Annotated in this window: 29 protein-coding genes and 1 tRNA gene; 11 read left to right on the top strand and 19 right to left on the bottom strand. The window is 63.0% G+C overall.

Translation table 11 applies throughout. The features are described from left to right. Positions 1–94: 94 nt before the first annotated feature. On the bottom strand, positions 95–1084 hold the full coding sequence (locus ACERJA_RS07595; RefSeq protein WP_373608457.1) for an arsenic resistance protein: 990 nt from the start codon (positions 1082–1084) through the stop codon (positions 95–97). A gap of 251 nt (positions 1085–1335) precedes the next feature. On the opposite strand from ACERJA_RS07595, the gene ACERJA_RS07590 reads away from it, so the two are divergent. Continuing rightward, positions 1336–1887 carry a cysteine hydrolase family protein gene (locus ACERJA_RS07590; protein ID WP_373607639.1) on the top strand — a complete coding sequence of 184 codons (552 nt, stop codon included), beginning with the start codon at positions 1336–1338 and terminating at the stop codon, positions 1885–1887. Between the two features lie 22 nt (positions 1888–1909). On the opposite strand, the gene ACERJA_RS07585 is transcribed toward ACERJA_RS07590, so the two are convergent. Beyond that, positions 1910–2926, bottom strand: coding sequence for an AIR synthase-related protein (locus ACERJA_RS07585; protein ID WP_373607638.1), 1017 nt, complete (start codon positions 2924–2926; stop codon positions 1910–1912). Between the two features lie 135 nt (positions 2927–3061). Between ACERJA_RS07585 and ACERJA_RS07580 the strand changes: the two genes are divergently transcribed. From ACERJA_RS07580 to ACERJA_RS07560, 5 genes are all read left to right on the top strand, one after another. Continuing rightward, the gene (locus tag ACERJA_RS07580) at positions 3062–3943 is read left to right on the top strand and encodes a dihydrodipicolinate synthase family protein (RefSeq protein WP_373607637.1); all 882 of its coding nucleotides are present in this window, start codon (positions 3062–3064) and stop codon (positions 3941–3943) included. 125 nt (positions 3944–4068) lie between these two features. Beyond that, positions 4069–4698 (top strand): heme NO-binding domain-containing protein, encoded by a 630-nt coding sequence (locus ACERJA_RS07575; RefSeq protein ID WP_373607636.1) that lies wholly within the window; start codon positions 4069–4071, stop codon positions 4696–4698. Then, a complete protein-coding gene (locus ACERJA_RS07570; RefSeq protein WP_373607635.1) occupies positions 4691–6307 on the top strand; it encodes a methyl-accepting chemotaxis protein in 1617 nt (538 codons plus the stop codon). The genes ACERJA_RS07575 and ACERJA_RS07570 overlap by 8 nt, the downstream gene beginning before the upstream one ends. A 144-nt stretch (positions 6308–6451) precedes the next feature. Next, positions 6452–7555: a putative sulfate/molybdate transporter gene (locus ACERJA_RS07565; protein WP_373607634.1), complete on the top strand. Its 1104-nt coding sequence runs from the start codon at positions 6452–6454 to the stop codon at positions 7553–7555. Between the two features lie 207 nt (positions 7556–7762). Beyond that, positions 7763–8236: a hypothetical protein gene (locus ACERJA_RS07560; protein ID WP_373607633.1), complete on the top strand. Its 474-nt coding sequence runs from the start codon at positions 7763–7765 to the stop codon at positions 8234–8236. A 21-nt stretch (positions 8237–8257) separates the two neighbouring features. On the opposite strand, the gene ACERJA_RS07555 is transcribed toward ACERJA_RS07560, so the two are convergent. From ACERJA_RS07555 to ACERJA_RS07535, 5 genes are all read right to left on the bottom strand, one after another. Continuing rightward, positions 8258–8809 carry an XTP/dITP diphosphatase gene (locus ACERJA_RS07555; RefSeq protein ID WP_373607632.1) on the bottom strand — a complete coding sequence of 184 codons (552 nt, stop codon included), beginning with the start codon at positions 8807–8809 and terminating at the stop codon, positions 8258–8260. A 129-nt stretch (positions 8810–8938) separates the two neighbouring features. Continuing rightward, positions 8939–9223, bottom strand: a complete 285-nt coding sequence (locus tag ACERJA_RS07550) for a DUF5808 domain-containing protein (RefSeq protein ID WP_373607631.1) — start codon at positions 9221–9223, stop codon at positions 8939–8941. Positions 9224–9343: 120 nt separating this feature from the next. After that, the gene (locus tag ACERJA_RS07545) at positions 9344–10999 is read right to left on the bottom strand and encodes a bifunctional N(6)-L-threonylcarbamoyladenine synthase/serine/threonine protein kinase (RefSeq protein WP_373607630.1); all 1656 of its coding nucleotides are present in this window, start codon (positions 10997–10999) and stop codon (positions 9344–9346) included. Between the two features lie 58 nt (positions 11000–11057). Next, on the bottom strand, positions 11058–11192 hold the full coding sequence (locus ACERJA_RS07540) for a 30S ribosomal protein S27ae (protein ID WP_006064860.1): 135 nt from the start codon (positions 11190–11192) through the stop codon (positions 11058–11060). Continuing rightward, entirely contained in the window at positions 11193–11510 is a 318-nt protein-coding gene (locus ACERJA_RS07535; RefSeq protein ID WP_006064861.1) for a 30S ribosomal protein S24e, read from the bottom strand. Between the two features lie 206 nt (positions 11511–11716). Here ACERJA_RS07535 and ACERJA_RS07530 point away from each other — a divergent pair, with 206 nt between their 5' ends. Both ACERJA_RS07530 and ACERJA_RS07525 read left to right on the top strand, forming a co-directional pair. Continuing rightward, positions 11717–12949 (top strand): PQQ-binding-like beta-propeller repeat protein, encoded by a 1233-nt coding sequence (locus ACERJA_RS07530; RefSeq protein ID WP_373607629.1) that lies wholly within the window; start codon positions 11717–11719, stop codon positions 12947–12949. Between the two features lie 2 nt (positions 12950–12951). Then, complete coding sequence (locus ACERJA_RS07525) at positions 12952–13725, top strand: hypothetical protein (RefSeq protein ID WP_373607628.1); 774 nt, start codon at positions 12952–12954, stop codon at positions 13723–13725. 33 nt (positions 13726–13758) lie between these two features. Here the strand turns inward: ACERJA_RS07525 and ACERJA_RS07520 are convergent, their stop codons facing one another. Next, positions 13759–14772 carry a hypothetical protein gene (locus ACERJA_RS07520; protein ID WP_373607627.1) on the bottom strand — a complete coding sequence of 338 codons (1014 nt, stop codon included), beginning with the start codon at positions 14770–14772 and terminating at the stop codon, positions 13759–13761. 106 nt (positions 14773–14878) lie between these two features. Between ACERJA_RS07520 and ACERJA_RS07515 the strand changes: the two genes are divergently transcribed. Next, entirely contained in the window at positions 14879–15193 is a 315-nt protein-coding gene (locus tag ACERJA_RS07515; RefSeq protein WP_373607626.1) for a hypothetical protein, read from the top strand. A 631-nt stretch (positions 15194–15824) separates the two neighbouring features. Here the strand turns inward: ACERJA_RS07515 and ACERJA_RS07510 are convergent. The 9 genes from ACERJA_RS07510 to ACERJA_RS07470 all read right to left on the bottom strand — a co-directional run bounded on the left by ACERJA_RS07510 (position 15825) and on the right by ACERJA_RS07470 (position 23384). After that, positions 15825–15896 (bottom strand) — tRNA-Ala (locus tag ACERJA_RS07510). A gap of 79 nt (positions 15897–15975) precedes the next feature. Then, positions 15976–16653 carry a rhomboid family intramembrane serine protease gene (locus ACERJA_RS07505; protein ID WP_006064866.1) on the bottom strand — a complete coding sequence of 226 codons (678 nt, stop codon included), beginning with the start codon at positions 16651–16653 and terminating at the stop codon, positions 15976–15978. Positions 16654–16784: 131 nt separating this feature from the next. Continuing rightward, the gene (gene rpsJ, locus ACERJA_RS07500) at positions 16785–17093 is read right to left on the bottom strand and encodes a 30S ribosomal protein S10 (RefSeq protein ID WP_004215311.1); all 309 of its coding nucleotides are present in this window, start codon (positions 17091–17093) and stop codon (positions 16785–16787) included. Next, positions 17094–18356 (bottom strand): translation elongation factor EF-1 subunit alpha, encoded by a 1263-nt coding sequence (gene tuf, locus ACERJA_RS07495; RefSeq protein WP_373607625.1) that lies wholly within the window; start codon positions 18354–18356, stop codon positions 17094–17096. A 447-nt stretch (positions 18357–18803) separates the two neighbouring features. Next, the gene (locus ACERJA_RS07490; protein ID WP_006064868.1) at positions 18804–19751 is read right to left on the bottom strand and encodes a homoserine dehydrogenase; all 948 of its coding nucleotides are present in this window, start codon (positions 19749–19751) and stop codon (positions 18804–18806) included. Beyond that, positions 19748–20317, bottom strand: a complete 570-nt coding sequence (locus ACERJA_RS07485) for a hypothetical protein (protein WP_006064869.1) — start codon at positions 20315–20317, stop codon at positions 19748–19750. Before ACERJA_RS07485 ends, ACERJA_RS07490 begins: the two co-directional genes overlap by 4 nt. 154 nt (positions 20318–20471) lie before the next feature. Further along, positions 20472–20855: a NifU family protein gene (locus ACERJA_RS07480; protein WP_373607624.1), complete on the bottom strand. Its 384-nt coding sequence runs from the start codon at positions 20853–20855 to the stop codon at positions 20472–20474. A gap of 95 nt (positions 20856–20950) precedes the next feature. Next, positions 20951–22327, bottom strand: a complete 1377-nt coding sequence (locus tag ACERJA_RS07475; RefSeq protein WP_373607623.1) for an LVIVD repeat-containing protein — start codon at positions 22325–22327, stop codon at positions 20951–20953. Between the two features lie 85 nt (positions 22328–22412). Further along, positions 22413–23384, bottom strand: a complete 972-nt coding sequence (locus tag ACERJA_RS07470) for an ROK family protein (protein WP_373607622.1) — start codon at positions 23382–23384, stop codon at positions 22413–22415. 155 nt (positions 23385–23539) lie between these two features. Here ACERJA_RS07470 and ACERJA_RS07465 point away from each other — a divergent pair, with 155 nt between their 5' ends. Then, a complete protein-coding gene (locus ACERJA_RS07465; protein ID WP_373607621.1) occupies positions 23540–23965 on the top strand; it encodes a hypothetical protein in 426 nt (141 codons plus the stop codon). 62 nt (positions 23966–24027) lie between these two features. On the opposite strand, the gene ACERJA_RS07460 is transcribed toward ACERJA_RS07465, so the two are convergent. Together ACERJA_RS07460 and ACERJA_RS07455 are read right to left on the bottom strand one after the other, a co-directional pair. After that, a complete protein-coding gene (locus ACERJA_RS07460; protein WP_373607620.1) occupies positions 24028–24492 on the bottom strand; it encodes a universal stress protein in 465 nt (154 codons plus the stop codon). A gap of 199 nt (positions 24493–24691) precedes the next feature. After that, the gene (locus tag ACERJA_RS07455; RefSeq protein WP_373607619.1) at positions 24692–25147 is read right to left on the bottom strand and encodes a universal stress protein; all 456 of its coding nucleotides are present in this window, start codon (positions 25145–25147) and stop codon (positions 24692–24694) included. A gap of 125 nt (positions 25148–25272) precedes the next feature. Between ACERJA_RS07455 and ACERJA_RS07450 the strand changes: the two genes are divergently transcribed. Continuing rightward, positions 25273–26013 (top strand): SDR family NAD(P)-dependent oxidoreductase, encoded by a 741-nt coding sequence (locus ACERJA_RS07450; protein ID WP_373607618.1) that lies wholly within the window; start codon positions 25273–25275, stop codon positions 26011–26013. Positions 26014–26199 lie beyond the last annotated feature (186 nt).

Below are 26199 nucleotides of genomic sequence, written 5' to 3'. Positions count from 1 at the left end.
ATTCCGCGGTTATACTAAGCGGTGATGGTCGGCGAGTTGGAGAGTCACCATCACCGCTCGTTGATGCCGGTATCCACTCAAACTCATAGCGAGACTACTCCGGCTCGCTCGTCTGCGGTACACGCCAGAGATCTCGCTCTCGAAGTCCCAAAAGCAGTTGCGAGACGACGCTGAGTAGCGGCAGTTCAAGCAGTGGCCCGATCACTAACGCCAGTGGAATGAGTGGTTCGTGTGGAAATGCGACGACCGCGATTGCGAGTGCCGTCGGCGAGTTTCGTGAGAGAATCGTACAATTGAAGCAGACGACTTCCTCGTAGCTGAAGTCAGCGAGACGCCCGATCCCCAACCCGAGGACGAAATTGACGAGATAGAAGACGAGAACGGGGATCGCAAGGAGCCCCAGCAGACCGGGGTTGTCGAGGATAACAGTTCCCTGCGAGGCGAACATCGCCGCGATTGCAAGTGCGAGAAAGAGTATCTGTAGCGGTCCGAGTGCTGGCAAGAGCGTGCGGGTGAAGTAGGTATCGCCCAGTAGTTTCGGAAGGGTCACACGGCCAACTGCAGCCAACACGAGCGGGGTGACGAGGACAAGCACGACGCTTTCGAGCAAGGTCACAACCGGCAGCGCGACGAGTTCACCGGCGAACAGATAGAGATACACTGGCAGGAGAATCAGTTGGAGAAGAAGGTTGTACGGGAGCAACGATGTCGCGAGTGGGACATCACCGTCTGCGATGTCGGTGAAAATGAGATACCAGTCGGTACACGGCGTCACCATGAGCATGATCAGACCGACCCACAACGCCGGGTGATCACGGAGAAAGACGAAGCCGAGGCCGACGGCGAACAACGGGTTCCAGATGAAGTTAACCAGGACACTCAGACCGACGACGCGCCGATTCCGGAACGCGCCACGAAGCTGACGCAGCGGGATCTGAAGAAAGGCCCCCAGTAGCATAACCAGCAGAAACGGGAGGATCAGTCGTTCGGCGACGGCAGGGACTCCAGCAATCTGTCCGGCGAGGATGCCACCGATGATCGCGAGAAGAATAACGAGGGTCTGATACCGCTCGATGGCGTTCACGGATCCTCGTTCGGGGAGATAGCGGTTAAAACACTGGAAGTCGCTGTCGGAAGGACCCATGCGGACCAACTGGAACGGTTGACACGCCCATCGCACAACGGTCGTGCGATGAGGTCGTCACTCGTGTCAGTTGTCACGAGCGGATTTCAAAAGACAGTGGTAAAACAGTTCCCAGATCACCCGAATTTCAGGGTTAGAAGCAGTTCTGGTTACCCCCAAGCGCTTTAGCTCGATTCAGCCAACGGCCGTGTATGGGTGACGCGATCATTGTTTTAGACATGTTGAACGACTTCGTGACCGGCGAAATCGCCGCCGACCGCGCCGAGAACATCATTCCGACGCTCCGTGATGAGTTGCTGCCGGCGGCGCGCGAACACGACGTCCCGATCGTCTACGCCAATGACGCGCATCGGCCGGAGGACTTCGAACTCGAGGTCTGGGGCGAACACGCGATGCGCGGGACGGAGGGAGCCGAGGTGATCGACGACCTCGAGCCCGAAGCCGGCGACCACGTCTTCGAGAAGCGCTTCTACGATGCGTTCTTCGAGACGGGGCTCGACCAGCATCTCCGCAGTCTCGGCGTCGATCGGCTCGTGATGACCGGCCTCCATACGAACATGTGTGTCCGCCACACGTCCGCGACCGGGTTTTTCAACGGCTACGAGATCGTCGTCCCTGAGGATTGCACGGACGCGTTCACGGAAGACGAGTACGAGGACGGTCTCGACTACTTAGCGCGGGTCTACAACGCCGACCGCACGACCGCATCCGAGCTCATCGAGGAGTGGAAAGCCGGCGAGTAGCCGTCGGCGAAGCCGGACGCTGTCACTCATCAGCTGCGTCGGCCAGTTCGGCGTAGGCGTCCCACGACGGATCGACGTCCGGATGCTCGAGTGCCTCGCCGTCGACGACCACGCCCGAACCGGACTCGACGCGCCCGATCTCGGCGACCACGGTGTCGCGGTCCTCGAGCGCTGCGCAGACAGCGTCGACACCGTCGGAATCGACAGCGAGCAACAGTGAACCGCTGCTGGTCGCCGCCCACGGATCGATCTCGAGGGTGTCACACACCGCCTGCACGCCGGGGCGCATGGGGACGGCGTCACGGTCGATCGTGAACCGAGCGTCCGCGCCGGCGGCCATCTCGTTGAGTGCGCCAGCGAGGCCACCCTCGGTCACGTCGTGCATCGCCCTGACGGGACCAGCCGCGGCTGCAGTGAGCGCATCACGAACGCAGTAGACCTCCTCGAGTCGGGCCTGTGCGTCGGCGACGACGTCGGCAGGGAGCTCGAGTTGGTCGCCAAAGAGGGTGCTCAGGAGCCCAACGGACTCGACGGCGGGCCCGGTCGTCAGGAGCAGTCGATCACCCTCACGTGCACCATCAGGGCGGACGATTGCGTCGTGGTCGCCGACGCCCATCGCGGTCGCTGCGCCGACCCACGGATGAGAGGGGTCCGAATACCGGGCGGTGTGGCCCGTGACAACGGCGACACCGAGATCGGCACACTCCGCGTGGATCGTCTCCCAGACCGTCGCGAACTCGTCGTCGGTCATCGTTTCGGGGAGCGTAAAACAGATCGAGAGATGCGACGGCGCAATCCCGCTGACGGCCACATCCGCGAGAATGAGATCGAGAGCGAAACGGGCCGCCCGCTCGAAGCCAAGTGCCGGCAGGATCGAGACGGGATCGGTCGCGGTCACCAGTGCCTGTCCGCCGATATCAATGACGCCGAAGTCGACGCCGTGTTGCGGCCCGACGGCGACGTCACTGCGCGCTGCGCCGAGATTCGGCGCGACGTGGCGCTCGAAGAACGAACGATCGATTTTACCGAGATCACTCACAGTCGACAGGTTTAGCCGGGTAACCTTAGCGATGGTGATCCACGAGACAGACCGACTGGCCGGTCGTACGCGGCTGGATCGCCGTCAAGCGATGAACCGAAGTATCCTTTAGGAACCATTGTGAGGGTTTCACTCATGTACGGCACTGGCGTTCCGCTTGTGACCCCGTTTGACGATGCTGGAGCGATCGATCACGACCGACTCGCGATGGTTGCCGACTGGCTCGAGACGAACGGGGTCGATTTCCTGGTCCCCTGTGGCTCGACTGGTGAAGCACCGCTGCTGACGGCCGACGAACGCAGACATGTCATCGAAACCGTCGCTGAGACGACCGAGCTCCCTGTTCTCGCGGGAACGGGTCATGAGGGGTACGAGCCAACCCTCGACACGACCGAACGCGCTGCCGAGGCAGGTGCAGATGCAGCACTTGTCGTCACACCATCGTACTACGGATCGGACGACGCGGCGCTCGAGTCATACTATCGGGATCTCGCCGACGAGTCGCCGATTCCGATCGTGCTATACAGCGTGCCGAAGTTCACCGATCACACGCTCTCGCCACAGACCGCTGGCTCGCTGGCCACACACGACAACATCGCAGGGATCAAAGACTCGAGCGGGAGCCTCGAGTCAGTCCAGCGACTCGTCACGCTGACTGAAGACGAGGCGTTTTCGGTGCTCGTCGGCAGCGGAAGTACGTATGCGTCGGGGCTTGCAGTCGGCGCCGACGGTGGCGTGCTCGCGCTGGCAAACGTCGCTCCCGAACGGGCCAGTGCAATCTACCGCGCCCACGAGGAGGGGCGACTCGACGCAGCTCGAGCACAGAATACAGCCCTCGTCGAACTCAATCGTGCCGTGACAGGTACCTACGGCGTTGCTGGCGTCAAAGCAGCCCTCGAACTGCGCGGCCAGGACGTCGGCGAGCCGCGCCGCCCGCTCCAGGCGCTTCAGCAGGAAGCGCGAGCAACGCTCGAGTCGATTCTCGACGCCGCCCTCGAGTCGACAGCCGGTCGGTGAGGTCACTGTCAACGGGTTAGTGGGAAAACAGCTAAGATGGAGTGACAGAAATAGCCGGCAGATATCATAATGATTGATAGATCATTTTCGGTGAACGACTGGCGAGCCAACAGGAGGGCAGCTGCATGCACGGTATAATTCTGAAAACACTGCAAGCGTTCGTCGTCGACACCTACGGCGAGGACGCCTGGCTGTCGATTCAGCGAGAGGCCGACCTCGAGGAGAAAGTCTACGTTCCGGTAACGGTCTATCCAGACCGCGACGTCTACGAACTCGTGCACACGGCTGGGGAACTCACCGACCAGAGCCCGCGGACGATTCTGGCCCAGTACGGAAAGTGGGTCGTCCCGTCGCTGCTCGAGACCTACGATCTCCACATCGACGACGAGTGGGATGGACTGGAACTCATCGCGAACATCCAGCAGTTTCACACGTCGTTGCGGACACGGGATCTGACGACGCTGACGACACCTCGGATTCGGTCTGAACGGATCGACGAAAACCAGGTGAAGATCACGTACGACTCGGACCGAAAGCTGTGTGACATCGCTCGCGGCGCGATCGAGGGCGTCGCAGACCACTTCGACGAGAACCTGGTTTACGAAGAACAGACGTGTATGCACGACGGCGACGACGCCTGTCGGTTCGATATTCGACGGACCGCGACCGACACGGCCGCGCTCGACGCCGACACAACGGCCGAGTTCGAGTTCGAATCGACGGCTGACACACCAACTGGAGGCAACGATGACTGACACCACACCGGCGACCAGTTCATCAGCGCTTCCGAACGCGCTGCAGTCGAACCGGCCGTTTGGCTTTGCCATCACGATCATGCTCGTCGGCGTCGCCGCCGTCGCCCTCGCCGCCGTCGCCCTCGGCGATCTGACGCCGGAGCTACTCGGTGTTGGAGCTGTCGGCGTCGTTGCCACTGGCGCAACGGCCATGCTCATCGCTGCAGTCTCGGATGCCCGAACCGCACCGCGCCAGCGCGATGAGCTTCGCGAGACGATCGCCGACATCACCGATCGAACAGCCACGCTCGAGGACGGGACGTACGACGTCTCGTTTCAGACCGACGGCGACGGTGACAGCGCCGCTCTCGAGGCATCACTCGCGTCGATTCGGGATCAGCTGGCAGCGAGCGAACAAACGGATCAGTCGCTGACGAACCTCGAGCAGATGGTCGAAACACACGCGGAGACGACACGGTCGATCGCCGACGGAAATCTCACCCAGCGGTTCGATCACCCCGGAAGCCACGACGTGGTCGACGAACTGGCAGGCAACTCGAACGAGATGATTGCCGAAATCGAGGAGACGTTCGCGACACTGAAATCGTTCTCCGGCGAGGTCGTCACCTACAGCCACGAGCTGAACACGAGCATGGAGACGGTCCGCGAAGAGGGCGACCGCACGAGCGAGGCGTTGACTGCGGTCGTCGAAGACAACGAGGAGCAACACGAACAGCTTCAGACCGTCGCCGCGGAGATGGAGTCGTTCTCGACGACGATCGAAGAGATCGCCGCGACGGCCTCAGAAGTCGCTGATACGGCAGACCGAACCGCACGAGCCGGCCAAGAGGGAAGTCAAGCCGCAAGCGACGCGATCAACGGGATGGACGTGATCGATGCGGAGACCAAACGGACGCTCGAGGAGATCGAGCGACTGGAAGCTGAAGCAGAGCAGATCGACGATCTCGTCGATTCGATCAGTGATATCGCCGAGCAGACGAACATGCTGGCGTTGAACGCCAACATCGAAGCCTCGCGATCGATCGACAGCGGCGAGCAGGGATTCAGTGCTGTCGCTGACGAGATTCAGAACCTTTCCGAAGAGGTCTACGACTCGGTCAAATCGGTCGAGGAACGCCTCGAGACGCTCAGAGGACGAGCGATGTCGGCGGCCGAGGAGGTCCGAACCAGCCGCGAACGGATCGAGGAGAGCACCGACGACGTCGAAAACGCCGCAAGCGCACTCGAGGAAATTGCCAGCCTCGCCGAGCAGACGAACAACGGCGTCCAAGAGATCTCTGCGGCGACCCAACAGCAGGCGGCCGCGACCGAAGAGGTCGTTGTGCTGGTCGAAACTGCTGCCGAGACGAGCAACGAGACCGCGACGACATCAGCCAGAGCGGCCCGCCGTGCGTCCGCACAGGCCGATGCGCTCTCACACGTCGCCCACAGCGCGACTGTCCTCACCGAACACGCCGGGGAGTTGAACGCGCATCTCGAGCGCTATGATACCGAGAGCGGCTACGAACTGCCCGAGGCGAGAGCCGCCGACGACGTCGACCCTGAGGCAGTCTCGACAGCCACTCCAGTGCCGGATTCGATCGGCGACGCAGAGCCAGCATCGAGATAAGAACGGGCTGTGCCGTCTCGCCGGCGTTGCGTGACAGTTTTTCGAGCGACTCGAAGCAACCGAATCCACTATGACCACCTCGAGAATGTAATTGTTATCAGTTACAGCCAAGAGTGAAGTGGTCGCCGAGCATATCGGCCATTGATGGCGCACTCGCTCCGCTCAGAGACCGATTCTGGGCTCGAGATCTCTGCAAGCGAACTCACGGGTGCGCTAGGTGATTCGGTTACAGTACTCCCCCTGTTGGTTGCTCTCGCAGCGACGACGACTGTCTCCGTACCCCACGTTCTACTCGGGTTCGGTGTCTTCCAGATCATCTGGGGGGTGTACTACGGAATGCCGCTTTCTGTCGAACCGATGAAGGCCCTAATTGGGCTGGCGATCGTTGGCTCGCTTTCCTATCCTGAACTCGCCGCTGCCGGATTGCTCGCAGGCGGTGTCCTCCTAACTGTGGGGAACCTCGGCCTCGTCGGCCGTCTCCAGACGGTCGTCGGCGAGCCCGCGATCCGAGGTGTCCAGTTTGCCGTCGCCTTGCTCTTGCTCGAGGCAGCGGTCGGGCTCTCGACTGGAAACCTCCCGGTTGCAGCCGTCGGACTCGCCGTCGTCGGCCTGCTTGCGGTCGTTGGCTACCGACAGCCGAGCGTGTTGCTCGTCCTCGGTCTCGGCGGCGTCGTTGCCGTCGCGACGACGGGGATGCCGACACCTCGACTCCCCGATCCCACACTCTTTCCCGCAGGGACACCGACGCTGTCCGGCGCAGCTCTCGAGGGAACCGTGGCTCAGCTCGGCATGACCGTCGGGAACGCAGCGATTGCAACCGCCCTGCTCTGTGGCGATCTCTACGATCGAGACGTTTCGTCCGACACGCTCTCGACGAGCATGGGCGTAACCTGTCTCGCAGCGATCCCGATCGGTGGCGTCCCGATGTGTCACGGCAGCGGCGGGCTCGCGGGCAAGTACGCCTTCGGTGCCCGAACCGGGGGCGCGAACGTCATCCTTGGCGTGGGATATCTCGCACTCGCATTGGTCGCAACCGGCGCACTCCTCGCTGCGTTTCCGCTCTCCCTGCTCGGTGTCTTGCTCGTCGTCGTCGCCCTCGAGCTTGCTCGAGCCGCCATCGCCCCAATCGCCGGGTCTCGAGCGCTCGTCATCGTCATCGGCGTTGGCGTCGTCGGACTGGCGGTCAACGTCGGCGTCGCCTTCGTCCTCGGGACCGTCGCCTGCTGGCTCAGCTCCCGGTCGGAGTGACCGGCCAGTGAGTGCTGGGTGGTGAACACAGGACGAAACGAACGCCACACAGCGTGGGAGACACGCTGCTTTTCTCCCCGGGCATCGAAGAGCCAGCGATGACAGTGTCCTGGGAATCCCTCTTCGAACGCGCCGACACGTACGACGTCGACCTCGAGGAGATCCAGACGACGAACGATGACTGCTCGGGTTCGGAGGCAGCGACCGATGCCTGACCAGCCCAACCCCGCACGTGTCGTTGCGGACGCAGCTGTCCTCGCTGCCGATCTGCTCGTCGACGGTGACGCCCGCGACGCGCTCGATCACGTCCGCCGTCACTCGTGGGTCGAACTGGTCGCGAGCGATCCCTTGCTCGAGCAAACGGAACGGCTCGTCACGGCCCTTGCCGATCCGGAACTCGCAGCCGACCATCGGGTGCGACTCGAGGCCGACCGCGTCGCCGTCGACCATCCCGAAGGCGATCATCCGGCGCTCGCATCGGCCTATCGCGGTGGTGCAGCACACCTCCTGTCGTACGACGACGGACTGGGATCGGCACAGGCCGGGCTTTCCTTGCAGTCGCATGTCGCCGTCAGCGTTCGCCCACCGGATGCGTTCGCGCGGCTGTTCGATCCCGAAAGTCTGTACGAGGCCGTCGAAGGCGGCACGTATCCGGGCCCAGACTGCGATCCGCGAGAATAAGACGCAAGTCGAGCGCCGAGACTACGCCTCGTGGTCGGCGTGCCACTCCGCAAATTCGGCGAGCGCGCGGCCACGGTGCGAGATCGCGTTTTTCTCCTCGGTGCTCATCTCGGCCATCGTCTGCCCGTTGTACTCGAAGATCGGATCGTAGCCGAAGCCACCGTCGCCACGCGGGGCAACGAGCGTCCCGGCGACCGAGCCCTCGAACGTCTCGGTGCCAGTTGCATCCACGTACGCGAGCACCGTTTTGAAGCGTGCACGACGGTTGTCCTCCTCGCGTGCGAGTCGCCAAAGGCGCTCGACGCCGACGGTGTCTTCGACGTACGCCGAGTACGGCCCCGGAAACCCGCCCAGAGCGTCGACGAACAGCCCCGCGTCGTCGACAAGCACTGGCTGCTCAGAGCCGGATTCACGGAAGGCCTCGCGAGCGCCATGGGCGGCGATCTCGGAAAGCGAGTCGCTTTGAATCTCGGTGTAATCGTACTCGATCTGTTCGACTGGTTCGATTCCCGCGAGATACTCGCGTGCCTCACGGACTTTTCCCTCGTTGCCAGTGACGAATCGAATGGCCATGTACGAGGCGGGGGTCCCAGACGGAAAATAGGCGTCGGTTGACCGGTTCGAACGCTCGAGAGATCGCTCGCAGCGGCTCACAGTCTACACGAACGCGTCGAGAATGGGTCGCCGTGACCCGAGAAAACGTTAGTTGCCGTCGTCGTCAACGATGACTTCGACAGGTTCGTCGTCGGCGTCTTGTGACTCCTCGGCGGAGCCCTGTTCTTGCTGCCACAGGAGTGCGCCGGCGACGAGTACAACAACCCACGAGCGCCAGTTGGCGAGGTTCAGGGTGTAGCCAACACCGAACGGTTTCTCCACAAGCATCCCTTCGCCGGGTTGCCAGTGTGCGGAGAGCATGTTGCTGAAGTTCGGTCGTTCGAAGTTGTACGGGATCCCGAGAATCTCTCCGGAAGTCGGCTTGTCTGCCATGGGCGACAGTACGGTCTCCCGTGATATGAGTATTGGGTGCTCGTCTCCGTCCGCGCAGCCAGACCATCGCCGTCGCTGTCTTATGGCACACCCGAAGAGAGTTCTGCGGGCACGACGGTCTCAGTCGGTTACGTACCGACCACGCCCCTCCACGTCCTCGAGACGCTCGAGGACGCGGTGGTCGCCGATCTCGCGATACCCCTCTCGAACGGCCTCTCGGAGTGGGGTGGGGTCGGTGGCCGTGCCGACGAGACTCTGATCGAAGACGTGGAGATCCATCGCATAGTCTTCGACGTGATCTGTGTGGTAGCCGAGCCCGAAGTCGATGAGGAACGTTCGTTCGCGGTCGCCATCTCGAGACGGTCGTTCTGTCTGCCCGACTCTGACGTTCCGCGTCGTCGGATCGCCGTGGACGAACCCGGCCCCGTGGAGTCGTGCGAGATGACGGCCGACGTCGCGAACCCGCTCGACGGACAGCCCATCGCGGAGATCGGCCTCGCCGACGTACTCGAACTCGAGTCGGGCGTCGGTTGGGTCAACGTCGGTGAGGACAGGGGTCGGAACACCCGCACGACGAGCAAGACTCGTCAGTCGGGCCTCGAGAGTCGTGCGCTCACGGCGGAGGCGGTCGTCGAGGTCGGGGTGGCGGTAGCGCTTCGGTTCGCGGCGCTTCGTGACGCGGCCGGCGTCGGGCTCGAGATCGACGAGGGCTTCAGCGCCCTGTACCGTCTCGCGTCCGATCTCGAGGTCCTCGCTTCGCTCGGACTTCCCACGCCACGTAACAGCCACCTGATCAGGCCGGTAGTTCGGGTTCACGCGCGACTCAGCGAGCTCGAGGGTGTCACCAGCGTCGTACATCTTTGCGCCGAGCACGGCGATCATGCCCGCGTTGTCACCCAAAAACCGAGCAGCTGGGGCGTGAAAGCTGGCCCCGCGCTGGTCACACATCGCCGCAAGCATCTCGCGCAGCCGGGCGTTCTGTCCGACACCGCCGCCGAGGACGAGTTCGTCGCTGCCAGTCAGCGAGAGCGCACGTTCTGCGACCTCGGTGAGCATTCCGAAGATGTTCTCCTGGAGCGAAAAGCAGATGTCTGCAACAGGAGTCCCGTCATCGTAGCGCTGTTTGGCGGCGCTCATGATCCCCGAAAACGAGAAGTCCATCCCTTTGACGACGTAGGGAAGCTCCACGTACTCGCCGTCTTCGGCGGCCGCTTCGACTTTCGGGCCACCGGGATGTGACCAGCCAACGTGGCGTGTGAACTTGTCGATCGCGTTGCCGACGCCGGTGTCCATCGTCTCCCCAAGCACGCGATATCGGCCGTTGCGATACGCGAGGAGATGGGCGTTGGCCCCGCTTGCGTTCAGACAGACCGGCGAGTCGAAACCAGAGGTGTGGCGGCCAATCTCGAGGTGGGCGACCATGTGATTGACGCCAACGAGCGGGACCTCGAGCGTCTGACTCAGCGCTCGTGCGGCCGTCCCGACGATACGGAGACAGGGGCCGAGTCCGGGGCCCTGCGAGAATGCAATCGCGTCGACGGGCGGCTCCGTCGCCGGCCCATCGTGGGTTTTGCGGGCGTGCTCGAGGGCCGTTTCGACGACTCGAGGGATCGCCTCGTGCATGTGTTCGGCGGCCTCGCGAGGATGAATGCCGCCGCTTTCGGGTTCGTACGCGTCGCTCTCGATGGCGACGTCGTCGGTCGTAGAATCGTACACTGCTGCGCTGGCTGCCCAGGCAGTGCCTTCGATTCCAAGGATTCGGGTGTCAGAACTCACGTGTGGTGTCTACGTCTCGACACGAATGCGCGGCGAGTAGTGGAACTGGTCAGTACCGTTATGCCCACTCGGTGTAGCCGCACTTGCCACAGTGGGTGCGGTCGCCGTGGTCAGCAAGGAAAACGTCGCCACAGCGGGGACACATTTCTCGGTCGGTGGTGCCGTCGTCGTTGTAGAGTTCGTGTCGGGACATTTATGCTTCCTCCGCTTCGGCTTCCGCCTCAGCCTCTTCAGCGCCGATCTTGTTTCGCTCGAGCATGTGGTCCTGCTCGACCTCGCGGGCGTCGTCGGCCGTGTCGTAGACTTTGGCCTCGCCAACGGTCTTGCGCATCCCGAACTTGGTGTCGAGTTTGCGGACGACGACCTCGTCGGCGTCTTTGTTCAGTTTGGCCGCGAGACTGTCTCGAACCTGCAGACGAGAGGGCGTAGCGTCCTCGTGGGTCAGTTCGAAGGTAACGTCTGTTCGATGCAACATGGGGTTCTCCGATTCGGAGATGATGTCGACGTCCATGATATCACTCAGTTACTCTACTATGCCCGTGTAGCGCCTAAAAGGATTTCGAAGCATGCACCCGATTGCACGGACACTCGAGTCGGTCGCTCCGTCAGCCGGCGAGAACGCCGCTCAGGTGAGTGCGCCAAAGCGGACAGTCGCCGTTGAATTCAGCCCGAACGAATGAGAGTGTTTACATGTTCTGTGGGCGAACCCCTTCGGTGATGCCCTCCAGACGACATGTACTCGCCGGTGGCGGCTTCGCCCTCGCGGGCCTCGCTGGCGGCGCCCGGTTCCTTGATGGACCGATATCGGTCTCGAGTGTCTCCGAAATCGAGTGGCCAATGGCGCGGTACGATCCCGCGGGAACCGGGTACAACCCCGATTCGAGTGGGCCGAAAGACGGCGTCAAGGTCGCGTGGCAGCGAGACACGGACTCGAGCATGTACGGGCTGACGGCACCGATTCTCGTCGGGGAGACGCTGTACGCGGTCGGCCGGCAGTCGCTCGTCGCGTTCGATCGCGACACCGGCGAGATTCAGTTCACGCGAGACGGCCAGTACCGGTCGACGCCGGCTCGAGCCACGGCGAGCGCCTACCGAAGCGACACGCTCGCCGTCAGTGGCCGGGAGGGACTGCTCGGACTGAGCGCGGACGGCGGCTACGAGGTTTTCGGACGGTCGGTTGGCACCGAGCGCTGGTACAGCCACGGCCGAGAGACCCAGCGCTGGTCCAGTTCGTCCCCACAGGAACCGTCACCCGTCGCTGCGGATGGTGCGGTGTACGCGATCGTTCCCGACACCGATCGCGTCGTCGCCGTGGACGGAAGCAGTGGCCACGTCCAGTGGGAGCGAACGGTCGGCGACGAACGGTCGAGCGGTTCGAACCGACCGGCGGTCCGCGACGGGACCGTCTTCGTCTCGAGTCGTCCCGGCGACGTCGTCGCGTTCGACGCCGAGACGGGCGACACTCGCTGGAGCGACAGGCCCGAACCACACCCGGAGAGCCCCCTGAGATACCGCAATTTCGGGCCGCCGACAGCGACCGATGCGGGACTCGTCGTCCCCGACCAAGAGGGGCTCACGCTGCTCGATCCGGCCGACGGGAGCGTGCTGTGGGAGTACACTCACGACGGGAACGGCACCGACGGCAGCGCCGCCGTCGCCAACGGGACGGTGTTCGTCACCGATGGCGCGGAGTCGTTGCACGCGATCGACCTCGAGAGCGGCGAGCGAGAGTGGACCGCCGACTACCGTCCCGACACGGACCCGATCGTCGCCGACGGCGTCGTCTACCTCGGCTACCAGATCTCCGAACTGGTCGCGATCGACACCGAGACAGGCGACCGACGGTGGACCTACGAGGGGGCGACGTACTTCACGCAGCCGATCGTCGACGACGGCACGCTGTACGTCCTCACCGACGAAGGACTGCTGGCCCTCGAGGAGGCGAGCTAACAGTGGCGCGCAGCCGAAACGATGGGGCCGACCGTCGAGAGTCGTCCGTGGCGCACGTCCTCTCGGCGGCCGTCGGCCGGCTCCGTCGAAACCCGTCCCTGCTCGTTCCGTTCGCTGTCGCGGGGTTCGTCCTCGCCGTCGTCGACGCACTCCGGCGACGCGATCCGATCCCGACCTTCGAGCGGGAGATTCCCTGGGAGAACGGCCTCTCGATCGATCTCGAGTACGCCGGCTATCCGACCGGCGTGGCACAGACGATGACGCCGCTCGAGTCGCTGGTCGGCCTCCACCCGGAGTATCTCGCCTGGGGGCTCACACTGTATCTGCTTCCCCTGGTGGTGGTCGTCTTCGCGGGAGTCGTCACGATGGCCCGCGCGATGGATCGGGACGTACGGCTTGCGACCGTGGGCTCCGTCTTCGGGTTCGTTATCGTGTTCGACCTCGTCCAGCGGGGGCTCGGATCGATCGACGCGCTCCAGGAAATGGGGCTGTGGGGACTGCCGCTGCTGGTGTTGTATCTCGCCGTCACCGTCCGGCTCTTTGCCGTTCCGGGCTTGCTCGTCGCGGGCCGCAGTCCGAAGCGAGCGCTGGGCGAGAGCGTCCGCCGAACGCGTGGCCACGGCTGGACGGTCTTCGGCGTGATCCTCGTCGTCGGCCTCGCCGGGTGGGCGCTTGCGAGTCTTTCCGGCGGGACGGTCACGACGACCGCCCTCCTGGCACCAGTCCATGCCGTCGCGATCGTCGTCCTGCTCGAGCACTCGAGCGTCGACAACTGACGTAATCTTACTCGAGTGATTCGTTCGATCGTGTCACGACGGAAGGACCACGATCCCGCGAGGTGTCTGGCGCTCGAGTTCCTCGTCCCAGTCGATCCCGACGCGACCCCATTCGTCGCCGAAATCGTCGGTGACGAACAGACCTCGGTTGTTCAGGGCGTAGACGACGCCGTCCTCGTCCGTCGTCTCGAAGACAGCGCGAACGACGCCGTCGCCCGTCGGCAGCCCGTGGTCGTCGAGTCGCTCCCAGGGCACCTCACCGGTCCGCCGATAGACGTATGACTCGGCCGTCTCGGCTGTGTGCGCGCTCCGAGCGCCGCTCGCACTCGAGACGATGACCGCGTCCGGATCGGCGGGATCGACGGCCAGCCCCCAGCAGTAGGTGTGTGCGAGCCCGTCCTGTGGACGTGACCACGTCTTGGCGCCGTCGTCGCTTACAGCGTAGCCGTCGCCAGCAGCAGTGTAGACCCGCCCTTCCCGGCCGGCGTGAGTCGCCAGCGTGTGGTTGTCCCGACGGGAGCCGGCCGGTCGTCCCTGCCACGTCTCGCCACCATCAGTGCTCAGGACGAACGCGCCCGCCTCGATGCCGACGTACAGCCGCTCGGGATCGAACGGATCGACCTCGAGCCAGCGAACGTGGTGGGTGTGGGGCCGCGGCGGAAAGGACCACTCGTCGGCAGAAGGGAGATCGGTTAGCCCCGTGAGCTGCGTCCAGGTATCGCCACCGTCCGTCGAGCGATAGACGCGACTCGGCTCCGTTCCGGCATAGAGGACGTCCGGATCGTGCGGGCTGATGGTGAGCGACAGTACGGCGTCGCTGACAAACCCCGTCTCGAGGCGCTCGAACGAGTCGCCGCCCGTCTGGGACCGGAACAGGCCACCCTCGAACGTCCCGACGAACACCCGCTCCGGTCGGGCAGGCGACGCAGCGATACACTCGAGTGTGTGACCCTCGAGTCGAGTGACAGTGGTCCACACATTGGGGCGACGGTCGGCGCTCGTACAGACGAGCAGGCGATCCCGAAGTGCGGCGTAAACGGTCGGCATAGGAGTCTAGACGAAGCGGCGAGGCCTAACGATTCGGGGTCATATAGGTGGCGGCCCGCTGAAGGCGAACTGTCATCCGAGCCGGCGCACAACCGCTCGAGCAACCGTGACGAAGCAGCCACCCTCCCCAACGATCTCCGCTGGCCCCTCACTCGAGTCCGATGACGATCGCGTACTCGCGACGACCAGCCAGCTCGCCGCCCGCATTGAAGCGACGATCGACTATCAACTCGACGAGGCAGCGCTCGAGGACGTCTTGCTCGAGTTGGACCGCGGCGACTACGTCAGGTGGGTGACGGTCACCCAGACCGGCGACGTGGTCTGGGACCTGACCGAGTCACCCGACCGAATTGCCGAGACTGTGGCTGCAGCCCTCGTCGAACGGCTCCACTCGTGGCTTGCGAGCAAGCCAGCGCGGTAACGGCTTGGACGCACGGCACCGAGACGAACCAGAACTGCTCGAGCGCGTTTGACTGGCGAGATGACGACGGTTGTGACTCGAGCAGGCAACGCCACAGTAGACTCGAGCAGCCGTTCGAAAGCCGATGTTTGGTACCGGATATCGTGTGATTAAAGAACGTAGTTATCAAATCCGATATCGGGCTGGAAACGAACCACCACCTACCGTCCCAGCCCATTTTCATGGAATGTCAGTTCAGATATAGTATTTTTGGCCGACTGGCGGTGTCGGCAGCGACCGCTTTGGGGTGGTCATAGAACGGTGGCCGACGACCAACGCGAAATCGTCACGCCGACCATGACCACTCCCGGTTCCCTCCACGAACATCGCCAGCCAACGCGGGGGCAAATCCCGTACCGGCAACCACTCGATTTTGAGGGAGGGTCGAACCGCTGCTGCATACTGTAGTGTCAGTCGCTACGGATGCGACTATCGACATAACTCGAAACGGTACAAAATATTGCTGGGGTCGCTGGGGTTTGAGCCAGAAACCAGACGTGCTCGCTTTCGCTGCGCGCGACTGGGAGGGCTTCAAATCCCGTCGTCGACGACGATTCGCGCCGCTCGGGAATTTGCTTGCGGCGCAAAATAGTGGACTCGCTGGGATTTGAACCCAGGGCCTCTTCCTTGCGAAGGAAGCGATCTACCACTGATCTACGAGCCCTCGAGCATTCATACCCAGGGATTCTACTTGTAGCTTGTGTTTCGCAGCCGACGTGTGAGCCCGGTGGCGACGCAGTCTCTCACATCGCGGCGCGACGTGAGCCGACGGACAACAGGCGCACACGGCCAGCGAGCAGGCCGAGGAGAAAGCCCGTAAAGTGAGCGAGCAACGCGACACCGGGGGCTGCAGTTGCCAGCGTGACGGCAGTTGCGAGGCCGATGACGATGATGATGACCAGCCATCGTGGGATGTCGACAACGGAGCGCAGGCTACTCGAGAGCCGATTCGAGGCGATGAGATAGCCAAGCAGTGCGAAGACGGCGCCGCTGGCACCGAGGACGCCTTGGGTTCCGGCGACGCTGATCAGCGGTGCCGACGCCGCGGCGTTCGTCAGGAGGATCTGTGAAACGCCGGCGATCGCGCCCGTCACGAGAAAGAACGCGTGAAATCGCAGTCTCGTCGTTGCTCGAGCGACTGGCCAGCCGAAGACGACCAGCGCGAGGCTGTTCGAGAGTAGGTGCCCAACGCCGCCGTGGGCGTAGACGCTCGTGACGACTGTCCACGGATTGGTGGTCAACGGCGGTGCGAGGACGAACAGCCCGGCCATCACGCCGAGTCCGAGCAGCGCCGTGAACTGTTGGACCACAAATACGAGGGCGAAGACGACCAGCAGATCGAAGATCGGACTGCTCGAGTCGACTGTGTCTGTCCCGGATCGGCGTCTGCGTCCCGACCGCGACCGCGATCGATCCACCATGGCAGCTTAGTGGGCAGCGAAGAACAAAAGCCCCTCTGCCGGACTGCAGCAAGCGCGACCGTCACTCGAGCGCAGGTGCTCGTAACCAGATAAGAAAACGGTGAAAAACGGATTCCGGTCGCGATCGGCCGTTAGTCTTCGAGGACGATCTCGATGGAGACGTCGTTTGGCACCTGAATGCGCATGAGCTGGCGGAGTGCGCGTTCGTCGGCGTCCAGATCGATCAGGCGCTTGTGGACGCGCATCTCCCAGTGCTCCCACGTGGCGGTACCCTCGCCGTCAGGCGACTTCCGGGTCGGCACCTCGAGGGTCTTCGTCGGCAGCGGGATCGGACCGCTCAGGTTGACGCCGGTGTTGTTCGCAATCTCGCGGACGTCGTCGCAGATGTCGTCTAAGTCGTCTGGACTCGTGCCCGCGAGTCGAACGCGTGCCTGCTGCATTTATTTGTCGTGGACCTCGAGAACCTTTCCGGCCGCGATGGTCTGACCCATGTCGCGGATGGCGAAGCTCCCGAGTTCGGGGATCTCGCTCGATGGCTCGATGCTGAGGGGCTTTTGTGGTCGGATGGTGACCACAGCAGCGTCACCCGACTGGATGAAGTCTGGGTTCTCCTCGGCGACCTCGCCGCTTGCGGGGTCCATTTTCTTGTCGATGGATTCGATCGTACAGGCGACCTGAGCCGTGTGGGCGTGGAAGACCGGCGTGTAGCCGGCCGTGATCACGGATGGGTGCTGCATGACGACGACCTGGGCCTGGAACGTCTCGGCGACGCTTGGTGGGTCGTCGGCTGGGCCACAGACGTCACCACGGCGGATGTCGTCCTTACCGATGCCGCGGACGTTGAATCCAACGTTGTCACCGGGCTCGGCTTTTGGCACCTCTTCGTGGTGCATCTCGATCGTCTTGACTTCGCCACCGACGTCCGATGGCTGGAAGGAGACGTTGTCGCCGATGTTCATGACACCGGTCTCGATACGTCCGACTGGGACGGTACCGATGCCGGAGATCGTGTAGACGTCCTGAATTGGGAGTCGGAGCGGTGCGTCCGTTGGTGGCTGTGGTGCTGGCAGGCTGTTGAGTGCCTCGAGCAGGGTCTCGCCGTCGTACCACGGCGTGTTGTCGGAGGCCTCGGCGATGTTGTCGCCTTCGAACGCCGAGATCGGGATGAACGAGGCGTCCTCGGTGTTGAACTGGACCTGCTTGAGCAGCTGCGTAACCTCTTCGACGACGTCGTCGTAGGTCGACTCCTTGTAGTCGACAACGTCCATCTTGTTGACGCCGATGATGAGTTCGTCGATACCGAGGGTACGAGCCAGGAAGACGTGCTCCTGGGTCTGGGGCGCGACACCGTCGTCAGCGGCGACGACGAGGACGGCGTTGTCCGCCTGGGATGCGCCCGTGATCATGTTCTTCACGAAGTCGCGGTGGCCAGGACAGTCGACGATAGTGAAGTCGTACTCGTCGGTGGTGAACTCCTGGTGGGCGATGTCGATGGTGACACCACGCTCTCGCTCTTCTGCGAGGTTGTCCATGACGTAGGCGAACTCGAATCCGCCCTTGCCTTTCTCTTCTGCTTCTTCGCGGTGCTGTTCGATGACGTGCTCTGGTACGCTCCCCGTCTCGTAGAGGAGGCGTCCCACGAGCGTACTCTTCCCGTGGTCAACGTGGCCGATGACGGCCAGGTTCTGGTGTTGTTCGCTCATTGTTGTAGCTCACGCGCAAAGGCGCTTATATCGGTCTATTTTGCTCGTTGCGGTTAAAACCATTTCGAAAGCGTATTCTGTCGACCCCGACGCCTTCTTGCGGTTTGTCTAGTATTCACACGGTACAGGACGTTCAACCGGCGGAAACGAAACGCCAAATCTGGAGTCCTCACGGCGAACGACCGTCTGTTATACTGTGGGACAGCAGTCAGTGACACGTCGGTCGCGAATTCGCAACCGTCCCCGGAGGTGACGGCCGCAGTAGCGCAATCGAGCGTTGAATAGAGTAGCCACTGAACGTCAATACACACGCATCGCACGACGGCTGTGCGATGCGTGTGTCCGTCGGTTCAGTTGTTACTATACTGTTGATCCACCGCTCGCGCGCGGCGTTTCGAGAACGTCAAATTTCGAGTGAAAAGTGAACGGACGGAGCGTGTCGACCGACTACAGCGGTGGGAGTCGACCGACGTCGGAAAGCACTGCCGTCGCTGTCTCCGGGCCGCCAGCGCCGCGACCACTCGAGTGCAGCGAGCCGGCGTTTCGCGTCTCGATCTGGACGATGTTTCGCGTGCCGGTGACGGCAAGCGGGCCGTTTTCGGGGACGAGTCGCGGCCCAACGCGGACGCCGTCGCGGGTCGCTTCGCCGATGAGGCGGATCGTGCGGCCGTCTTCGGCGGCGAGGTCGAGTGCGCTGCCAGGAATCGACTGGATGCCCTCTACCGTGGCGTCCTCGAGCGAGAAGCCACCATCAGCGAGGACGTTCGCGAGGATGACGAACTTGAGCGCGGCGTCGGTGCCGTCGACGTCGAACGTCGGGTCAGCCTCAGCCACACCGAGGTCCTGGGCTTCCGCGAGGACGTGTTCGTAGTCGAGGCCTTCGGCGGCCATCCGCGTCAGGATGAAGTTCGCAGTCCCGTTCAGAACGCCGCGGGCCGCGGTGACGGCCTGTGGCGTCGAGTCTTCGATAGTCGATAACACCGGAATCGCGCCGCCGACGGTGGCCTCAAAGCGGATCGAGCCCGCGCTGTCGGCCTCGAGGGCGCGCAGTTCTTCGTAGCGTTCTGCGACGGGGCCTTTGTTGGCCAACACGACGTGGCGGTCGGCCTCGAGGGCGCGTTTGACGTGCGAGAAGCCGGGTTCGGCATCGTCCAGTGTGGTCGGCGTCGCCTCGACGAGGACGTCGTAGTCGGCGTCGAAGACGTCGTCGGGCTCGCTCGAGCCGAGTGCCTCGTCGCCGGCTTTTCGCTCGAGTGCGCCGGCGACATCGATCCCGTCGTCGTCGACTGTGGCGGTGGTCGAGTCAGCGAGCGCAACGACTTCGTGTCCGTACTCGCCGGCGAGGTCAGCAACCGAGCGGCCGACGTCTCCGGCACCGAGAATTGCGAGTTTCATGCGGCATCACCTCCAAGGAGTGGTTCGACGACAGTGAGTTCCTTCTCCGAGCCGATCGAGCGGATCGCTTCAAGTGCTGCATCGGAGCGACCGGAGTCGATCGCAAGCCGGACTCGAGCACTCGAGACGGCCTCCGTGCCGTCGGGTGCAGCAAGCGAGAGGTCGCGAACGACGGCGTTGGCCTCGTCTTCGATCCGCGAGAGCGTGTTCGAGAGGTCGCGCTCGACGAGATTGCCAACGAGGACAACGCTGATCTCCTCGCCGTAGTGTTCGGCACCGGCTTGAATGACGTTGACACCGGCGTCGCGAAGCGCGTCAACGATGCCATCGAATCGGTCCGGCGGGCATTCGAGGTCGACCTCGACGGGGATATGCCCGCGAGGGGTAATGTTCCCGCGCTCGTGGTGGATACTCAGGAGATTGCCACCGTTGTCGGCGATCGGCGAGAGCGCGCGAAGGAGCTCACCGGGTTCATCGACAAGCTCGAGACGGACAGTGTAGGCGCGAACGCCGCCATCTGTCTCCGTCTCGTCTTCGTCGACGGGGTCGTCACTCACTGCCGCCACCTCCTGCGTTCAGGCGTCCACGCGTCATCATGATATATGACTCTGTAGTGGGAGCGTAAAAGGATATAGGACTTCCCAAAACAGGCCATCTTCGTTACCGTGGCACACGTAACTCGCTGTCATGGGAGTCGAGACGCCACAACGAAATAGGTCCTTAGAGGTGGTCTTTGCCCGGGTTCGACGAACCCCAGTCACCGCGGCCGCCTTCGGTTCGGTCGACACCCATGATCGACTCGGCCTGGTCGGGACCGCCGAGACTCTCGCGAGCGTCGGGGACGCGGACCGTAATGTCGTCGATCTCGGGCCACGTGAGCAGTTCGGCCTCGATGTTGCTGGTCGTGATATCACTCACCGAACACCCCTTGCAGCCACCGCCGAGTTCGATGATCACTTCACCGGTCTCCGGGTCAGCCGCACGAACGGCACTCGTCCCACCGTGCATCTGGATGATCGGCATCTCGCGGCTGAGCCAGCGCTCGACACGCTCTTTGAGTGGTGCCTCGGTGTCGGCGTCAGAGACAGCGTTGGAATCCGTCATTACTGGAACTAGGAACTCGAGCGATCAATAAGGTTTTGACGTTTGCTATCGTCCATCACGGTTGTTCCTGAACGTTTCAGAGAGACACCAGCCCGTCAGCGCTCGTCGACACCGCGGCGTCGGCGCAGCCACTCGAGGGCGATGGCCCCGCTTGCGAGTCCAACAGCGGCTGTGGGTCCGGAGAGGCCGGGAATCGGGTCGGAAGAGTCCGCGCTCGCCTCGGACAGATCGTTCCTGAATGTGTACAGCGCCCCCTCGGTGTCCGCATTGGGGATCAACGGTGTGCTGCTCGCAACGAACGTTTCGCCGGGGTCGGCGACACGGGCAGTCCAGAACCCTGCCTCGTCGACGTCATGCCAGTGGGCGCGTTCGTCGGGTGCAGCGGGATCGCTCACGTCGTGGACTTTGACACCGCCTTGATACCACGAGGAGTAGAGTCGCCCGTCACGCAACTCGAAGTTGTGCGCTGTCGTCCACATCCCCCCGTAGTAGGATGCGTCGTCGGCTGCGGGTGCGTCAATCGTCGCCCGGAAGGCTGGCTCGCTCGGGGTGCTGATGTCGTAGAGATCGATCCCGCCCGGTCCGTCCGGGGCGTCACCACCCGTCTCCCAGGCTTCTCGACCGACCGCGAGAAGGTCACCACTGTCGTCTATCGCCGAGTAGTGGTCGTTGCCCGGCAGCCCCATCTGTGCATCCTCGTTCTCGAGTGCTCGTTGTGTCTCGAGATCGGTGTCTCGGACCCGCGAGAGCAGCTCCGGGTCGGTCGGGTCGCTCACGTCGAGCAGATAAGTGCCAGCGTTCCAGTGTGCGAGGGCAGCGACATCCTCGTGAACGTACACGTCGTGGAGATAGCGAGCGAGCCAGTAGATGGCCTCCCACTCGGGTTCGTGGTCGAGCAGCGACCAGCGACCGATCTCCGTCGGCTCGTCGCCGATGTCGAAAATAACGAGCGAGTGGGCATCGGTGTCGTTTTCGACGACATAGAGCAGGTCGTCCTCGAGAAAGCAGTTGTGGATGTGAGAGCCGGTTTCGTAGGGATCGCTGACGGTGACTGGATCAGCGGGGTCGCTCACGTCGTAGATCACGAAGCCGTGGAAGACGTCTGCAGACGTTCTGTTCGCCGGGCCGACGACAGCGAGTCGATCGCCGTCGACTTTCACATCGAGGATCTCGGTCATTCGAGTGCCATCGACCTCGAGGTCGAGTCGCTCGGCGAGCACGGTGGGATCTGCAGGGTCGCTGATGTCGACGGTGACGAAGCCGGTGGTAGCGGCGAGATACGCCGTCTCGCCGTCGTCGCCGACGACGGCTTCGGCAGCACCGTCGACCTCGACACGGCCGAGTGGGTCGCCGTCCGGAGTGGACTCGAGTGCAGTCGACGCGCTGGCTGCTGTCGACGCGACGACTGACTGCGGGAGGGCCACGGCGGTGCCGACGGCGCCGCCCGTTCGAAGGAACGCTCTCCGCTGCATACAGAACCCAACGTCCGGGCAGTCAAATAAAACGTGGTCAGCACCAGGTGCCGACACAGCCCGAGAACCCGTCGCGTGGCTCGTCTTACAGTCGGCGTCGATCGCCCGTCCCACCGGTCAGAGCGCTGGCGAGTGCGCCCTCGAGAACGACGTCATCGCCGAGATCGGTGACGCGAATCTCGGGCATGTTGGTCATCACCATCTCCGAGACGCGGTCGCGGATGGCGTCGACGACCAGTTCCTCGTTGTGCAGGGCAACGGCCCCGCCAAAGGAGACTACGATCGGTGCGAACGAGTGGATTACGTTCGTCACACCGATCGCGTTCCAGTGGGCGAGTTGCTCGATCACGTAGTCGGCCAGTTCGTCCTCACCGGCGAAGTCGAAGACGTCTTTGGCCGTAAAGTCAGGGTCCTCGAGGGGGAGGTCGGTCGTGATCGTCGGGTCGTCCTCGGCGAGCAGACGAGTGTAGTTCGGAATTCCGTTACCCGAGCAGTAGGCTTCCCAGTGGCCGTCGTGGCCACAGCCACAGGTCAGGCGCTCACGTGGATCGACGAGGTAGTGACCGACCTCACCCGCATTGCCGTCCCAGCCGCCCATAATGTCGCCGTCACAGCAGACGCCGGCACCGATCCCCGAGGAGATGGTGATGTAGACCATGTCGTCAGGATTGCGGTCGGCGTGAAACCGCTCGCCGATAACGCCCGCAGTGGTGTCGTTGTGCAGGTGGACCTCGTCGCTGTCGATCAGTTTTTCGACCGGCCCCGTCAGCGGGATGCGGTCGATCGAATCCGGCAGGTTGGCGGGATCGATCACCGTCCCCTCCGCGAGGTCAAACGGGCCGATCGAGCCGATGCCAGCAGCGACGATCGACTCAGGAGCGATCCCAGCATCACTACAGGCACGCCGAACCGTGCGAAGTACGCCCTCCGTGACGTCAATCCCCGTTGGACCGCGTGGTGTGGGCCGACGGTCTATGCCGACCGTCGTTCCATCGTCCGTCGCGACGGCGGCCCGAACGTTCGTCGCGCCGAGATCGACGCCCGCGTAGTAGTCCATCTTATCCTAAAGACGACCGTCACCGTACTTAACTACACAGATCGTACTCGACAACGAGTAACCGTTCCAATAGATCTGGCGTTCTGTTTACTCGAGTCGACGGTCATGCGTCGGACAGCGGTACACGTATGGTAGGTTGTGACATAGTTATATGTATGACCACCGACGATCCACCGACCGAGACGGAGACAGAGCCAGTGGCATCACTCAGTGAGACGGAGTGCGATGCGCTCCACGAGGTCGAGCTCGGCCTCGAGTGGATCCAGCGCGCGCACGGAAGCCTCCTCGAGTTCCACCACGCGACAGGCCACGGAATGGATCATCTTCGCGAGGCAGAAATACTGCTCAGAGCAACTGGCCACGACGAACTCGCCGACATGATCCGAGACGAACTCCTCCCCCAGGGCGTCGTCGACGAGCATCGCTGGTCGTACGACGTCCTCGAGAACTATCAGGAGACGTTGCTGGCGGAATCGAGGGCAGTCGAGCGACGGGTACGGCGTGAACTGGCTGACGGAGAGCGCCACGTCCGAGAACGTCGGCAAGAACGAGCGTGGAAAGAACGGGCCAGCAAGCCATAGTAGTCCGGCATCGTCGAACTGATCGAATGTGAAAAGCGTCGGTGTCAGCTGAGACAGTCTGCCTACTCCATCACGTCGAGATCACGGAAGTACGTGACCGGACACGGTGCCTGCAGGATGATCTCCTGAGAGACGGAGCCGAGGACGGCCTTTTCTGCGGGCGAGCGCCGTCGGCCGCCGACGACCATTCGGTCGGCATCGACATCGATCGCCATGTCGACGACCTTGCTGCTGACCTCGCCGAGTGCGCCACGGACCTCGTACTCGACGCCGGCATCGGCGAAGATTTCCTCGAGGTCGCCGACCGGTGAGCGTCTGGCAGCGACTTCGTCGGGGTCGACGTCGTCGACACGGGCGTCGAAGCCGAGGTCGTCGTGGATGTCCTCGTACTCGTCTTCCGTGAATGCGTGGCCGATCACGACCTTCGCATCGAGCGGTTCTGCGATCTCGAGGACGGTGTCGGCGAGTTCCTCGGCGCGGACGGTATCCATCGGCCCGACTGCAAGCAGTATCGTATCGATCGCCATGTCAGCACAGTGGTAGTGCCACCTGCTTAAGTATTCTTGTCGGCACAGTATTCCGGCGGTCGTCGGCGACGGTTATATGCGAGTATCCCGAACACGGGTCGAAACGAAGGACCGACCGAGCGCCGACTCAGACGGACTGTTGTCGTCACTGACCGCCGATCACCGACTCCATCGCGGGTGATCGGTACAGCAGACCGTCTCACTCATCATTTCTGACGAACGTCACTGGACACGGTGCCGACAGGAGGACTTCCTGTGCCGTCGAGCCGAAGACCGCCTTGCCGGTCGGCGAGCGCCGTCGGCCGCCAACGACGACTCGGTCCGCGTCGACGCTGGTGGCAAGGTCGACGATCGTCGGCCCGTGTTCGCCGATCGCCCCACTCACATCGTAGTCGATATCGTGCTCGTCGAACACTGCGGTGAGATCGTGGATCGTCGAATGTCGTCGTGCGACCTCGTTGGGGTCGATCGAGTCGTCTCCGGCGGCGAAGTCGAGCCGTGAGACCACCTCGTCGTACTCGTCGTTTGTAAAGACATGTGCAAGCGAGACGGTCGCGTCGGCCGGTTTGGCGACCTCGACGACGGCCGCGGCCAGTTCGTCGAGTCGATCAGCGTCACCGGGACCCACAGCAAGGAGAACAGTATCGAGTGACATGACCCGACTATACCCACCATCCTACTTAAAATCTGGACGTCCTATCAACTCAGTGTTTAATTGGTGGATGGACGCCTCGAGGTCCGGTCCCGAGTGCTTTTCCACCCAGTCGGCGATGGGGCTGTATGGACGGACCCGACCTCGAGGGACGGACAGTGCTCGTGACGGGCAGTGCGAAAGGCGTCGGCCGCGAACTCCTGCTTTCGACGGCTGACTGCGGCGCGAAGACGGCTGTTCACTATCACTCGAGTGCAGATGCAGCCAGCGAGGTGGCCGCGGAAGCAACAGCACGCGGCCCGAGCGACTCGATGACGGTTCAGGGAGACGTCACCGATCCCGAAAGCGTCGATGAGCTCTTTGCGGCCGTCGAAGCCGAACTCGGATCTGTCGACGTGCTCGTGAACAACGTCGGCGATTTTGCGCCCAGCCACTGGGCCGACCTCGAGTTCGACACCTGGAACCGGGTACTCGAGACCAACCTCAACGGCACCTATCTCTGTTCGAAGCGCGCACTGCCGGCGATGCGCGAGCAGTCGTACGGCCGGATCGTCAACATCGGCTACGCCTCGAGCGAGCAGGGTCTGGTCAGCCCGAAGAACTTCCCCTATTTCGTCGCGAAAGCAGGCGTGTTGATGTTTACGCGGATGCTCGCAGCCGACACGCAAGACGACGGGATCACCGTCAACGCCATCTCACCGTACGTCGTCGAAAACTCCGACGAGTTCCCCGCTGACCTTCCTCGAGGTCGACCTGCAAGCTTCGAGGACCTGATCGCTCCCCTGTATTTCTTCCTCGATCCGGAGAGTGGGTACATCAGCGGCGAAAACATCGAAGTCGACGGCGGCTGGTTACCTGAGACTGTGTGAGTGATCGAACCGCGGCGCTGTGCGCCGCGGGCTGTTTTTGGTCCAGATTTTTGCGAGGAGTGGGGCTCGAGCGCAGCGAGAGCCCCCGACGAAGTAAAACGGTGGGTGTAGAACATCGAAGTCGACGGCGGCTGGTTGCTCGAGACGGTTTGCGTCGGCATGACTCGTTTGGCAGCGGGTTGAAAC

The organism is Natronorubrum sp. A-ect3 (genome assembly GCF_041821125.1).
Lineage (GTDB): Archaea > Halobacteriota > Halobacteria > Halobacteriales > Natrialbaceae > Natronorubrum > Natronorubrum bangense.
The sequence above is the reverse complement of the archived record's forward strand: the minus strand, read 5'-3'. Positions and strand labels throughout refer to the sequence as shown.

What these genes read in the sequence shown, in the direction of transcription:
- ACERJA_RS07475 (WP_373607623.1), bottom strand. Translation starts at nt 22,327, where the DNA reads ATGCAGCGGAGAGCGTTCCTTCGAACGGGCGGCGCCGTCGGCACCGCC.
- ACERJA_RS07480 (WP_373607624.1), bottom strand. Translation starts at nt 20,855, where the DNA reads ATGACGGATTCCAACGCTGTCTCTGACGCCGACACCGAGGCACCACTC.
- tuf (WP_373607625.1), bottom strand. Translation starts at nt 18,356, where the DNA reads ATGAGCGAACAACACCAGAACCTGGCCGTCATCGGCCACGTTGACCAC.
- ACERJA_RS07550 (WP_373607631.1), bottom strand. Translation starts at nt 9,223, where the DNA reads ATGGCAGACAAGCCGACTTCCGGAGAGATTCTCGGGATCCCGTACAAC.
- ACERJA_RS07580 (WP_373607637.1), top strand. Translation starts at nt 3,062, where the DNA reads ATGTACGGCACTGGCGTTCCGCTTGTGACCCCGTTTGACGATGCTGGA.
- ACERJA_RS07530 (WP_373607629.1), top strand. Translation starts at nt 11,717, where the DNA reads ATGCCCTCCAGACGACATGTACTCGCCGGTGGCGGCTTCGCCCTCGCG.
- ACERJA_RS07565 (WP_373607634.1), top strand. Translation starts at nt 6,452, where the DNA reads ATGGCGCACTCGCTCCGCTCAGAGACCGATTCTGGGCTCGAGATCTCT.
- rpsJ (WP_004215311.1), bottom strand. Translation starts at nt 17,093, where the DNA reads ATGCAGCAGGCACGCGTTCGACTCGCGGGCACGAGTCCAGACGACTTA.
- ACERJA_RS07520 (WP_373607627.1), bottom strand. Translation starts at nt 14,772, where the DNA reads ATGCCGACCGTTTACGCCGCACTTCGGGATCGCCTGCTCGTCTGTACG.
- ACERJA_RS07570 (WP_373607635.1), top strand. Translation starts at nt 4,691, where the DNA reads ATGACTGACACCACACCGGCGACCAGTTCATCAGCGCTTCCGAACGCG.
- ACERJA_RS07470 (WP_373607622.1), bottom strand. Translation starts at nt 23,384, where the DNA reads ATGGACTACTACGCGGGCGTCGATCTCGGCGCGACGAACGTTCGGGCC.
- ACERJA_RS07560 (WP_373607633.1), top strand. Translation starts at nt 7,763, where the DNA reads ATGCCTGACCAGCCCAACCCCGCACGTGTCGTTGCGGACGCAGCTGTC.
- ACERJA_RS07460 (WP_373607620.1), bottom strand. Translation starts at nt 24,492, where the DNA reads ATGGCGATCGATACGATACTGCTTGCAGTCGGGCCGATGGATACCGTC.
- ACERJA_RS07555 (WP_373607632.1), bottom strand. Translation starts at nt 8,809, where the DNA reads ATGGCCATTCGATTCGTCACTGGCAACGAGGGAAAAGTCCGTGAGGCA.
- ACERJA_RS07540 (WP_006064860.1), bottom strand. Translation starts at nt 11,192, where the DNA reads ATGTCCCGACACGAACTCTACAACGACGACGGCACCACCGACCGAGAA.
- ACERJA_RS07455 (WP_373607619.1), bottom strand. Translation starts at nt 25,147, where the DNA reads ATGTCACTCGATACTGTTCTCCTTGCTGTGGGTCCCGGTGACGCTGAT.
- ACERJA_RS07575 (WP_373607636.1), top strand. Translation starts at nt 4,069, where the DNA reads ATGCACGGTATAATTCTGAAAACACTGCAAGCGTTCGTCGTCGACACC.
- ACERJA_RS07450 (WP_373607618.1), top strand. Translation starts at nt 25,273, where the DNA reads ATGGACGGACCCGACCTCGAGGGACGGACAGTGCTCGTGACGGGCAGT.
- ACERJA_RS07590 (WP_373607639.1), top strand. Translation starts at nt 1,336, where the DNA reads ATGGGTGACGCGATCATTGTTTTAGACATGTTGAACGACTTCGTGACC.
- ACERJA_RS07490 (WP_006064868.1), bottom strand. Translation starts at nt 19,751, where the DNA reads ATGAAACTCGCAATTCTCGGTGCCGGAGACGTCGGCCGCTCGGTTGCT.
- ACERJA_RS07535 (WP_006064861.1), bottom strand. Translation starts at nt 11,510, where the DNA reads ATGGACGTCGACATCATCTCCGAATCGGAGAACCCCATGTTGCATCGA.
- ACERJA_RS07465 (WP_373607621.1), top strand. Translation starts at nt 23,540, where the DNA reads ATGACCACCGACGATCCACCGACCGAGACGGAGACAGAGCCAGTGGCA.
- ACERJA_RS07505 (WP_006064866.1), bottom strand. Translation starts at nt 16,653, where the DNA reads ATGGTGGATCGATCGCGGTCGCGGTCGGGACGCAGACGCCGATCCGGG.